Raw genomic sequence first — 12510 nt, forward strand, 5'->3', positions numbered from 1 at the left:
TTCATTTTGCCATTTTACAATACGATTTAAAAATAAAAAAGTTTCATGTCCTAATTTCGCTGAAAAAGCCAGGCGGGCTGGAATTATTTTGGATACTGAACCCATCAATAGAAAAGAGTGAGCATTTAAGCTCACCCTTAACTTTGCTTTTCTTCCTTATAGTCGCATTCAACACACTGAACCTGAACGCCTTTTTTGAGTTTTTTCTCAACCAGAAGGTTTTCGCATTTTGGACAGCTTCTCGGCAGCGGCTTATCCCAAGATATAAAGTCACACTCAGGGAATCTGTCACAGCCGTAGAAGATCCGCCGCTTTTTGCTTTTTCTTTCAATTATATTTCCTTCATTGCACTTTGGACATTTCACACCGATGTCCTTAACAATTGGTTTGGTATTGCGGCAGTCAGGGAAATTACTGCAGGCCATGAACTTTCCATAACGTCCCATCTTGAACACCATAGGATTTCCGCATTGTTCACAGTCCTCACCGGCAGGTTCATCCTTAATTTCTACTTCCTGCATTTCCTTTTCCGCTATTTTAAGATTCTTTTCAAAGTCTCCATAAAAATCATCTATGATCTTTACCCAATTGACTTTGCCCTCTTCTACATAGTCCAGGTCTTTTTCCATCTTTGCGGTAAACTCGATATCAAGAATCTCAGGGAAGAATTCCATGATTAATTCAAGAACGATTTCACCAAGTTCGGTCGGAATAAAACGTTTATTGTCCAGAGCAACATATCCGCGTTTTTGAATTGTATCAAGTGTCGGAGCGAACGTAGATGGCCTCCCAATCCCCTGTTCTTCAAGTGTTTTCACCAGTCTTGCCTCAGTATACCTTGGAGGAGGCTGTGTGAAGTGCTGTTTAGGTTCGATGTCTTTTTTAAGGACTTCATCTCCTTCCTGAAGATCAGGGAGCATATTATCTTTTTCCTCAGACTGATCATCAGTGCCTTCAACATACACTTTCATGAAACCTGGAAATTTCACTTTAGAGCCTGTTGCCCGAAAAATCACTTCTCCATTTTTTAAATCAACACTCATAGTGTCCATAACCGCTGGTGCCATTTGGCTTGCAACAAAGCGTTCCCAGATAAGCCTGTATAATCGAAGCTGATCACGCGACAAGTATTCTTTTAAACTTGCAGGCGACCTTAGCGTACTTGTCGGGCGGATGGCCTCATGGGCATCTTGGGCATTACTGTTTTTCTTTTCTTTTTTCTTTTCACTCTGAAGGAATTCTTTCCCGTAAGAGTTTTGGATATAGTCTGCAGCTTCACTTTGGGCAATTTCAGATATGCGTGTTGAGTCAGTTCTCATATAAGTAATTAAACCGACAGTACCTTCTTTGCCGAGCTCAATTCCTTCATAAAGCTGCTGTGCAAGCATCATCGTTTTCTTGGCACGGAAATTTAATTTTCTTGCAGCTTCCTGCTGAAGTGATGAAGTAGTAAAAGGGGCTGCTGGATTCCGCTTTCTTTCCTTCTTGGTGACTGACTCCACCTTGAATTTATTGCCCTTCATTTTACTTAAAATATTCTGAACATCGCTTTCCGACTTCAATTCAACTTTCTCATTCTTAAATCCGTAAAATGATGCATCGAAGGCTGTTTTCCCTTTAAGGAACTCTCCGTCAATGGACCAGTACTCTTCTGGGATGAAGTCTTTGATTTCCTTTTCGCGGTCGATGATCAATCGGACTGCAACAGACTGCACTCTTCCTGCACTTAACCCTTTTTTCACTTTCTTCCATAGTAAAGGGCTGATATTATAGCCGACCAGTCTATCCAGCATCCTTCTAGCCTGTTGTGCATCAACAAGATCCATATTGATTGGCCTTGGATGCTTGAAGGATTCTTTTATGGCATCTTTTGTAATTTCGTTAAAGACAACACGGCAATTCGAATTAATATCCATATCCAGGCTATGTGCCAAATGCCAGGCAATAGCTTCCCCTTCTCTGTCGGGGTCAGCCGCGAGATAAATTTTCTTAGCTTTTTTTGCCGCAGTCTTAAGCTCTTTTAGAACAGGACCTTTTCCGCGAATGGTTATGTATTTGGGTTCGAAATTATTTTCCACATCTATGCCCATTTGGCTTTTGGGAAGATCTCTGACATGTCCCATAGAAGCTTTTACTTTATATTTTTTTCCTAAATAGCGTTCAATCGTTTTTGCCTTTGCAGGTGACTCAACGATAACAAGAAACTCTGACATCAATAGTCCTCCTTGAGAGGGAATTTTATACATCCAGGCAAAACCTTTATGGAATGCGGTATTTTCACCTGCTAAACTGCCTGTATTTATTATTTATTACCATTAAAGCAGTCTCATTAACTGCGTGTGTACTGAAATATTCATTATTATTCTACATTCTATTCAAGTTTGTCAAACTTAATCAGATTATTTCCGCAACCGTTTCCAAGATAAATCCCTATAATAACTAAATAGCATAGTCTTAATTTCCTTAATACCTGTTGCAAAATGTATAACAGTTTTAATAGAATTTCAACCTTTTTGTAAAAAATCCTTTAAATAAACAAATTTAAAATCAGGGATGTAAGAGAAGAGCCTCTAATTTATCAAGGCTCCATTTTTCATTTTTAACTGATCAGTAAGCAAACTCTTCCAAGATTTCTTCAGCCGATTTTACCAGTTTGGCACCTTGCTGAATTAGTTCATTTGTTCCGACTGAGAATGGGCTAAAAATATTCCCTGGTACTGCAAACACTTCCCGTCCTTCCTGCACAGCATAATTGGCTGTAATAAGAGAGCCGCTTTTGCTTTTCGCCTGAATTATCAGTGTCCCTCTGCAAATCCCGCTTATGATTCGGTTCCTCATTGGAAACTGCCATCTTGAGGGCCTTGTGTCCGGCGGATATTCAGATATTACCAGATGATTTTTCATCATTTCATAAGCAAGCTTCTGGTTTGCCTGTGGATAAATATGAAACAGGCCACCTGCTATGACACCGATTGTTTTTCCTTTATTTTTAATTGCTTCCTTATGTGCAATCGCATCTATACCGGCTGCCAGCCCGCTTACAATAATAATCCCCTGCTCAATAAGCTTCGGAAAAATGGACTGAATGGCTTTCTCGCCATACTCTGTTGCCTGTCTGGAACCAACAACAGCCAGGTGTACCCTGCTATTCAAAAGACTGGTATCGCCCCGGGCATATAAAACCCAAGGCGGCTGGTATGTTTCTTTTAAAAGAATGGGATATTCCTCGTCAAAAATAGTAATGGCTTTAATGCCATTTGGTGAGTATTGGCGAATTTGTTCATGGATTCGATCAGAATGCAGATCCTGGAATACATTGGAGAGAGATTCCTTAGTGGAGTTTACCGGGGGTATTATTCGATAGGGTGCATCATTATACAAAAATTTTAATTCTGGATCTTTCTTAAGAATATAATAAATCATCTTCCAGCTCATTCCTCTGCAGTGATGGAGATGGGTGAGCCTCATATTAAATTCATTCATGGAAGCCTCCTGTATTGTTTTTTAATGAAGGGGTGTGTGCGGGGAAAATGGCAAAGCAGAAATAGTCCCTCAAAAAGAGGGACTATTCTTAAGTTATTTGAAAAGATTAGTGTGTTTTACACTGGTCATAAAGGCCTTTTTCTTTCAGAACCTTTATCAGTGTTTCACCCATTACAGATGGAGTGTCAGCTACCTGAATACCGCACTCATTCATTACACGGATTTTTTCATCAGCTGTTCCTTTACCTCCTGAGATGATTGCGCCAGCATGACCCATACGCTTTCCTGGAGGTGCAGTGCGTCCGCCGATGAAGCCTACAACAGGTTTAGTCATGTTTTCTTTAACCCATTCTGCAGCTTCTTCTTCAGCAGTTCCTCCGATTTCACCAATCATGATGACAGCATAAGTTTCAGGGTCTTCATTGAATGCTTTTAAAACATCAATGAAGTTTGTTCCGTTAACTGGATCTCCGCCGATTCCAACTGCAGTTGATTGGCCGATACCTGCCTGTGTCAGCTGATGTACAGCTTCATAAGTCAATGTGCCTGAACGGGAAACAACCCCAACATGTCCTTTAGTGTGGATGTAGCCTGGCATAATGCCGATCTTACACTCTTCAGGAGTGATAACACCCGGGCAGTTAGGACCTACAAGGCGGGTCTTCTTGCCTTCCATATAACGCTTAACTTTAACCATATCCAATACAGGAATATGCTCAGTGATACAGATAGCAAGATCCAATTCTGCATCAACAGCTTCAAGGATCGCATCTGCAGCAAATGGAGCGGGAACATAGATAACGGAGGCGTTGGCACCTGTCGCCTTAACTGCTTCCTCCACTGTATTGAAAACAGGAACACCTTCTACTTCAGTACCGCCTTTACCCGGAGTTACACCGCCGACAATTTGCGTTCCGTATTCAAGCATTTGCTTTGTATGGAAAAGGGCTGTTGAACCAGTAATCCCTTGAACTATAACTTTAGTATCTTTATTAATAAATACGCTCACGTTAATTCTCCTTTCTGGTCTAAAGAGAGCCATCCTGCGCATAAAGACGTTAAGTAAAATCCTTTGATTCCGCTATATGCCTTTAATACTGAACGGCCGCTCATTTTTGATTCTTAGCCTACTAAAGAAACGATTTTTTGTGCACCGTCAGCCATGGACTCAGCAGCGATGATATCGATATCGGATTCTGCAAGAATCTTCTTGCCCATTTCAACATTCGTGCCTTCAAGACGAACAACTAATGGCACATTCAGGCCTACTTGCTTTGCTGCTTCCACTACACCAGTGGCGATGATGTCGCACTTCATGATTCCGCCGAAGATATTAACAAAAATTCCTTTTACGTTTTTATCAGAAAGGATGATTTTGAAAGCTTCAGTTACTTTCTCAGCTGTTGCTCCGCCCCCAACATCTAGGAAATTGGCCGGGTCTCCGCCATAATGCTTAACGATATCCATAGTAGCCATTGCTAATCCTGCACCATTAACCATGCAGCCTATGTTTCCATCAAGGGAAATGTAGCTCAGGTCGTATTTTGATGCTTCGATTTCCTTTGCATCCTCTTCTTCAAGGTCACGAAGATCCAGGATGTCTTTTTGACGGTAAAGTGCATTTGCATCAAAGTTCAGCTTAGCATCCAGAGCCATAACTTTGCCGTCTCCAGTTACAACTAATGGATTGATTTCAGCAATAGAGCAATCTTTCTCAATATATGCTCTGTATAAGCCCATCATAAATTTAACAGCTTGTCCGACAAGTTTTGATGGAATATTGATATTAAATGCGATTCTGCGAGCCTGGAATGCTGTTAAACCTAGAACCGGATCGATTTCTTCCTTGAAGATTTTTTCAGGCGTTTTTTCAGCCACTTCTTCGATTTCTGTGCCGCCTTCTTCCGATGCCATTAAAACAACACGGGATGTGGCGCGGTCCAGGACAAGACCCACATAATATTCCTTCTGAATGTCACAGCCCTCTTCAATCAGTAAACGCTTTACTTCTTTGCCTTCCGGGCCTGTTTGATGTGTAACAAGTGTTTTTCCTAAGATTTCACCTGCATATGTACGAACTTCGTCAAGATTTTTGGCAACTTTTACACCGCCAGCTTTTCCGCGTCCTCCGGCGTGGATTTGCGCTTTAACCACACATACCTCAGTGCCAAGCTCTTTAGCAGCTTCAACAGCTTCTTCTACTGTAAATGCCACTTTTCCATTTGGAACGGCAACCCCGTATTGTCTGAGGACTTCTTTACCTTGATACTCATGTATATTCATTTCCCATCCTCCTATCGAACTCTTCAAAAAATAGACTGCGCTTTCATTTTATTAAATGACACAACCCTTGTCTACCATTTACTCTAAAATATTATATTTCTTTAAAAATTATAAATATTGGATAGTTCATAAACCCTGGTATTAAAGAGGATTAGACCCTAATTTTATGGAAAAAATATTTTATTAAAATAAAGAAAACTGTCAGTCGATAGCTTTCGATTCTACTTGAATATAAGTATAATACCGCTCCTTGCTTCTAAAAATGATTAGTGTGAGAGAAACATATTGGTTTACCAGAATAGATTAATTCCTATTTCCCCTCTTTCCAGCTTCCTGATCTGCTCTGTAGATGAATGCAAATACCTCTGCAACGGCCTGATAAAGCTCTTCTGGAATTCCTTCATTGATATTAAGCCTGGCAAGAAGCTCAACAAGTGCAGGATCCTCCTGAACCGGAATACCATGTTCCTTAGCCTTTGCAAGGATATTTTCAGCTGTCAGGCCCTTCCCCTTTGCAGATATCTTTGGTGCCCCATTACTCTCAGGATCATAGTTTAACGCTACCGCTTCTTTCCTTTTTACATTGGGATTTTTTTTCATATTCTTATATCTACTCCGCTGAATGATTTGGCAGGTACTATTGAAGTCATTGCTTGTCCTGCTGAAAGTGAATCTCCGGCAGGCTCCGGCTTCTGAAAAGAAACCGAAGACAGCTTATAATTTAATGTAAATAGATTTGCTTTTAGTTCAGCTGCAAACGGGGAAGTTAAACTTTTCATCTCAGTATGCTCATTTATAACTGTAATGCTGATGATTCTGTTTTGGACCTGCAGATCGATAATCGTTTCATTCAGATGCTCTAAATCCAAATAAAAGATAACCCGGCAATGGCTGGGATCAATGTTTCCGTCTTCTGTTCTCCTCCCGCTCCACTGCATTGTCAAATCGGTGACCTTTCCCCATAAAGAAACCGGCAGCTGAAAGATGTAGTGCTGCAATGGTCCGGATTCCTGCGAGAGCGCCTGAAAGCCGGTTATTTTATGCAGAAGCCTTTCCGCTGCATTCTTAGCTGCATGCACAGGTTCTTCGTTTAAGAAGTCCATCAGGAGCGGTTTGAGGGTGTCCAGATTTTCGTCGCCTCCACCACCTTGCTGTTTTAATAAATTTTGGACATGATGTTCATGAGAAAATCCCAGTGTTTTGATTATTCTCTTTAATTCACTATGAATATGACGCTGGTCATATGGCAGAGGAGATTCGGGACGAAGGCTTGTTTTCAGTTCTGCCAGCATTGTATTTTCCTGAGGTGTGAGAGCAGCTGCACCGGAAAGCTTTTCACCTCCCAATAATCTCCCTGCCTGGACAGCAGCCTGCTTGAATTTTTCCCCATCTAATAAATGTCCAGAATCATCATTTATGGTAAGAGATAGAGCTGATTTCAAAAGAGTGTTAAGTACATTTTTTTCTGGAGGAAAAGATAATTTTCCATTCCGAAAATCATTAAGTATTGTTTGTAAAGCTTGACTCTGTCTGCTGCTTTCAGACCTTTGTGCAAAAAAACCATTAAGTTTGGCCAAATTTAAAATGAATTCACGCCTGCTCCCTGATTTGCTTATTTTCAAAAGAGCAGTCAGTGTTTGAAAAATCGGTTTGTTTTGCACGCCTTCCTCAATAAGCTGTTTTACGGCAGCATCCTCGCCAGCTTCACCAGGTAACATCCCCACTGTTTTCAAAAGCTCGAAAGCTGTTCGGGAAGTAGCCAGACCTTCTGCATTCAGCCACTCTGAAAACAGTCTTACAACTGCCTGCTGGCCCAGTTTGTCTCTTGAAGCCATTGTCAAATTCTCAAGTATAGAGTATATTTGCTTTCCTTTGGATGATAAATCAACTCCCTTTAACTCATCCCGCAATACTCCTATTAGTGAAGATAATGGGTCCCCGTTTAAGACTGAGGAGAGCGCTGAATAAACATTCTTCGAAAAGGGAAGCTGCCTTATGATCAGCTCTTTAACAGTCCTCAGGACTTCGGCAGCAGATATGCTTTCATAAATCCATTCCGATGCCATCCTTAATGTTTCACCAGTAATCGGAAGCTGCTCCTTAAGAAAATATTGAATGAGGGTTTTATTTTCCGGGGACACCTGCATTCCAAGCTGTCTTAGAAGGCTTTCTGCCTCAGCTCCTTTGCTTTGGCCTTTTACAGAATCCATAACTCTTAAATGCAGCAGCCCTTCACCCGGCTCGACTCTAAACCAATATCTATAGTCAGCAGACAAAGGGGTTTCCAGCTGTGCAATCACTTTATGTACCCCGATCTGCACCTCTGCCGTCTGATTCGGAAATAACTTCGCTACTTTACCGCTGACAATTTGCCCAGGCCTGAATGAAGCCGCTTTTCCTGCATTGCTTTGCTCATGCCTTATAATTTTTTGAATTAATTCAGACGGCTTCATACCTTCACCTTCTACTCTATTAATTATAAGAATCTTTTATCGGTGCAAAGCTTTTCCGGTGATAAGGCGTAATTCCATGAATTGATATCGCTTCAAGATGCTCCTTCGTCCCATAGCCCATGTTTTTCCCAAATCCATATCGGGGAAACTCCTTGCCTATTTCAGCCATCATTCTGTCTCTTGTGACTTTTGCAATGATAGAGGCTGCAGCAATCGTTACGCTTTTGCCATCTCCCTTTATGATAGCTTCCATTGGATAAGGTGTTAAAAGTTTTACCGCATCTACAAGCAGGAAATCCGGTTTTGGATTCAGGCCTTCAATTGCTGATAGCATTGCCTTTTTTGTTGCTTCAAATATATTAATTCGGTCGATTTCCGCGGGTTCAATGATCCCCACACTGACAGCTACAGCCTTAGTGTTTATCATGTCAAAATATTCTTCTCTTTTTCGTTCAGGCACTTTCTTTGAATCATCTAATCCCGGCAGGTAAAAGTCTTCAGGCAATATAACTGCTGCAGCTACCACCGGCCCCGCAAGCGGCCCTCTGCCGACTTCATCTATTCCGGCAATACATTCAAAACCACGGCTTCTGTACTGACGCTCATAACGTGTCATTTCTTTATGCTTCTCATGTATTTTCTTTTGGAACAACATACGGGAATGCCATTTTGCCAAAACTTGCTGCACACCTTTTCTGTCATCCTGTTTAATTGAGTGAAGGAATGGGTCATCCTCTGATTCAATTGTTTTCATCTTTTCTTCTATTTGGCGAATGGTTAACTTTTCCATGTTTTCTCCTTTTTATGCTAATCTATGTATCGTCATTTCTTCCAAAAAATAAAGGCCTCCTGCGAACAGAAGGTCTTAATAATTATTATTCAGCTTCATTTCGGACTGCCATTTCCTCCGGCAGCTCCAATGTAATTGGCCCCATTTTTTCAGAACGGAATTCCCTGATTACCAGTTCTGTTACCTTATCATAATCAATTTCGCCGCCGCCCATCAGACAGCCTCGCAGCCTGCCGATTTTATCAAAGACTTCAACAATTTCCTCCGGGATTTCTTCGATCTGGTAACGTTCTTTCAGGCGATCCGGATATCTTTCACCCAGAAAGCGCAGTGCATATACTGCTACATCCTGGAGATTTAATATAGTATCCTTGATTGCGCCTGTCAGAGCAAGCTTAAGTCCCACTTCCTGATCCTCAAATTTCGGCCACAAAATTCCAGGGGTATCGAGCAGCTCCAGCTCTTTCCCTACCTTTATCCACTGCTGGGCTTTCGTAACGCCGGGAGTATTTCCTGTCCTTGCAATATTCTTTTTGGCCAGGCGATTTATTAGTGTGGATTTGCCGGCATTTGGAATACCGACAATCATTGCCCGGATTGCCCTCGGCTTTACACCTTTGGCTTTCATTCGATCGAATTTCTCCTGAAGAATTTCCTGAGATGCGGAGACAATTTCTTTCATGCCTTGTCCGGCCTGGGAGTTTATCGCAAGAGCTCTTATGCCCTTATTTTCAAAATGTCTGATCCACTTCTTCGTTGCTTCTTTATCAGCCATGTCAGCTTTATTCAATAAAACAAGCCGGGGTTTGTGCTGAATGATTTCATCGATCATCGGGTTTCTTGATGAATAAGGAATCCTGGCATCAACGAGCTCAAGGATGATATCAACAAGTTTTAATTTTTCTGTAACCTGCCTTCTGGCTTTTGCCATATGGCCGGGAAACCACTGAATCGTCACAGCCGGCACCTCCATCCAATATATATTTATATAGCAGATAATCGTCAATCAACGATGCGAATATCCTCAATTGGCCAGTATATTACTCCGGCATCGCCCAGTACCTCTTCCATTGCAACAGGGCCAATGTGTCGGCTATCCTTGCTGAAGCGGCGGTTGTCACCCATTACAAACAAATGCCCTTCAGGAACTGTTTCCTGTCCGATCTTCTCTTTTAAAGTAAATGGCTCTGTCAGAGGCCCATCAATTACCTGCTTCTTATATTCATCCAGGTAAGGCTCATCATACGGTTTTCCGTTAACAAACAGAGTATCATCTTTATATTCAATCTTGTCTCCCGGAAGCCCTATTACCCGTTTAATGTAATCTTTGTTTTCAGGTGCATGGAAAACAATAATATCAAAGCGCTCCGGCTCGCCAATTTTATAACTGAATTTATTTACAATCATCCGGTCCTGGTCATGCAATGTTGGCATCATGGACAAGCCGTCAACCACAATTGGAGCAAACAGGAAATATCTGATGACTGCCGCTAACAGAACTGCAATTACAAGAGCTTTTGTCCATTCCCACAATTCATTTTTCTTTTTTGCCATTTAATCCCCCACCATTCTTCTAACCCATAACTAACCTGCCATGGAAAGTGTTGTCTTACTTATTTTACAAAAATTCTTCTTAATAAACACGATGGGAATCTTATTTTTATATTATTTAACATTTATGTAATATTATTTGTACTTTACTCTTTCATGAAAGAAAAAGGAGCTTGATTGAACAAGCTCCTTCTTTTCTTTATTATCGAATTTCTTTGATACGAGCTTTTTTACCGCGAAGGTTACGCAGGTAGTAAAGTTTCGCACGGCGGACTTTACCGCGGCGGATAACTTCAAGCTTCGCAATCTTAGGTGTGTGCACAGGGAATGTACGCTCAACGCCTACACCGTAAGAAATCTTACGAACTGTGAAAGTTTCGCTGATTCCACCACCACGACGCTTAATCACAACACCTTCATATACCTGAACACGCTCACGAGTTCCCTCAACAATACTTACGTGTACACGTACAGTATCACCAGGACGGAAAGACGGAAGGTCAGTACGAAGCTGTTCTTTTGTGATTTCTTCAATAAGTTTTTGCATCGTTTTCAACTCCTCTCAACAGACGCTCATGCACAACCTGTGTTTGCAGCGGAACATCTTTATCAGACGAAAGCTGAACAAGTTCAGCCTAAGTCACAAAAAGTATCATAACATATTTGGACGGCAACTTCAATGTTATTTATCTTCTTTTTTTATGTCATCCAGCCATTTTTGCTGTTCTTTTGTTAAATCTGCATCACTAAGAAGGTCAGGACGCCTTAAATACGTTCTTCTCAACGATTCTTTAGCTCTCCATTCTTCAACAAGGCGATGATTGCCTGACATGAGGACATCCGGCACTTTAAGGCCCCTGAATTCTGCTGGACGTGTATAATGAGGATGTTCAAGAAAACCTGTACTGAAGGAATCTTTCATATGAGATTCCTGGTTGCCTAACACATCAGGAAGCAATCGGACGACACTGTCGATGACAACCATCGCTCCAAGCTCGCCGCCAGTCAGCACAAAATCACCAATTGAAATTTCATCTGTCACAACATGCTCCCGTATCCTTTCATCATATCCCTCATAATGGCCGCATACAAAAATCAGGTGATCTGCTTCTGCCAGCTCTTCAGCTTTTCTTTGCGTATAGCGCTCCCCCTGAGGACACAGCAGAATAACCCTTGGAGATGCCCCGCTTTTACTGCGCAGATCCTCAACCGCATCAAATATTGGCTGAGGCTTTAAAACCATCCCTGCTCCTCCGCCATATGGATAATCATCAACCGTTTTATGCTTATTGTCGGCATACTCCCTGAAGTTGACAACATTGTACGTTACCGCTTGGTTTTCTGCCGCTTTTTTTAATATTGAATGTCCCAAGACCCCTTCAAACATTTCCGGAAACAGAGTGAGCACATCAATATTCATCATTAAAGCAATCCCTCAATCGCATTAATTTTCACAAGTTTATCTTCCACATTAACTTCCTTAACAACATCTCCAATATACGGAATCAGAATCTCCTTAGCGCCTTTTGCTTTAACTACCCATACATCATTTGCTCCGGGAGACAGAATTTCTTTGATTTTTCCTATTTCTTCTCCATCAAGTGTTTCAACCGTACACCCGATAATTTCATGGTAGTAAAATTCATCCTCTTCAAGATCGCCAAGCTGATCTTCTGAAATTTTAAGAATGCCGCCCTTCATTTTTTCAATCTGATTGATATTTTCGTATCCTTCAAAGGTAAGCAGATCAAATGATTTATGAGTGCGGTGTGCTTTTACTGTCAACTCAACAGGCTCTCCTTTTGCCTCCGGCATGAACAAGTACAGTTTATTTCCCGGCTTATATCTTTCTTCTGCAAAATCTGTTTTGGAAATGACTCTCGCTTCCCCTTTTATGCCGTGGGTGTTCACAATTTTCCCAACGTTAAACCACTTCTGCATGTATTATCA

12 protein-coding genes are annotated in these 12510 nt (G+C 41.4%); all 12 read right to left on the reverse strand.

Annotated features, from left to right (window positions below; translation table 11 throughout):
• Positions 1-137: 137 nt before the first annotated feature.
• The 12 genes from topA to rimM all read right to left on the reverse strand — a co-directional run bounded on the left by topA (position 138) and on the right by rimM (position 12501).
• Positions 138-2213: a type I DNA topoisomerase gene (gene topA / locus AC6CHU_RS03370; protein WP_498120034.1), complete on the reverse strand. Its 2076-nt coding sequence runs from the start codon at positions 2211-2213 to the stop codon at positions 138-140.
• Positions 2214-2607: 394 nt separating this feature from the next.
• Positions 2608-3483: a DNA-processing protein DprA gene (dprA, locus tag AC6CHU_RS03375; protein ID WP_498120036.1), complete on the reverse strand. Its 876-nt coding sequence runs from the start codon at positions 3481-3483 to the stop codon at positions 2608-2610.
• 106 nt (positions 3484-3589) lie between these two features.
• Positions 3590-4492: a succinate--CoA ligase subunit alpha gene (gene sucD / locus AC6CHU_RS03380; protein WP_159862652.1), complete on the reverse strand. Its 903-nt coding sequence runs from the start codon at positions 4490-4492 to the stop codon at positions 3590-3592.
• Positions 4493-4605: 113 nt separating this feature from the next.
• The gene (gene sucC, locus AC6CHU_RS03385) at positions 4606-5766 is read right to left on the reverse strand and encodes an ADP-forming succinate--CoA ligase subunit beta (RefSeq protein WP_159862651.1); all 1161 of its coding nucleotides are present in this window, start codon (positions 5764-5766) and stop codon (positions 4606-4608) included.
• A 303-nt stretch (positions 5767-6069) separates the two neighbouring features.
• A complete protein-coding gene (locus tag AC6CHU_RS03390) occupies positions 6070-6366 on the reverse strand; it encodes an EscU/YscU/HrcU family type III secretion system export apparatus switch protein (RefSeq protein WP_251282821.1) in 297 nt (98 codons plus the stop codon).
• Complete coding sequence (locus AC6CHU_RS03395; RefSeq protein ID WP_498120038.1) at positions 6363-8219, reverse strand: TP0910 N-terminal domain-containing protein; 1857 nt, start codon at positions 8217-8219, stop codon at positions 6363-6365. The genes AC6CHU_RS03390 and AC6CHU_RS03395 overlap by 4 nt, the downstream gene beginning before the upstream one ends.
• Positions 8220-8238: 19 nt before the next feature.
• Positions 8239-9009: a ribonuclease HII gene (rnhB, locus tag AC6CHU_RS03400; RefSeq protein ID WP_498120040.1), complete on the reverse strand. Its 771-nt coding sequence runs from the start codon at positions 9007-9009 to the stop codon at positions 8239-8241.
• 85 nt (positions 9010-9094) lie between these two features.
• Positions 9095-9967, reverse strand: coding sequence for a ribosome biogenesis GTPase YlqF (gene ylqF / locus AC6CHU_RS03405; protein WP_498120042.1), 873 nt, complete (start codon positions 9965-9967; stop codon positions 9095-9097).
• Positions 9968-10011: 44 nt separating this feature from the next.
• Positions 10012-10563, reverse strand: coding sequence for a signal peptidase I (gene lepB, locus AC6CHU_RS03410; RefSeq protein WP_159862647.1), 552 nt, complete (start codon positions 10561-10563; stop codon positions 10012-10014).
• A 199-nt stretch (positions 10564-10762) separates the two neighbouring features.
• Positions 10763-11107 carry a 50S ribosomal protein L19 gene (gene rplS / locus AC6CHU_RS03415; protein WP_009330779.1) on the reverse strand — a complete coding sequence of 115 codons (345 nt, stop codon included), beginning with the start codon at positions 11105-11107 and terminating at the stop codon, positions 10763-10765.
• 135 nt (positions 11108-11242) lie between these two features.
• A complete protein-coding gene (trmD, locus tag AC6CHU_RS03420; protein WP_201306477.1) occupies positions 11243-11980 on the reverse strand; it encodes a tRNA (guanosine(37)-N1)-methyltransferase TrmD in 738 nt (245 codons plus the stop codon).
• Positions 11981-11982: 2 nt separating this feature from the next.
• Positions 11983-12501, reverse strand: coding sequence for a ribosome maturation factor RimM (gene rimM, locus AC6CHU_RS03425; RefSeq protein WP_498120045.1), 519 nt, complete (start codon positions 12499-12501; stop codon positions 11983-11985).
• Positions 12502-12510: the final 9 nt, after the last annotated feature.

Source organism: Cytobacillus sp. GQ23, assembly GCF_059758675.1.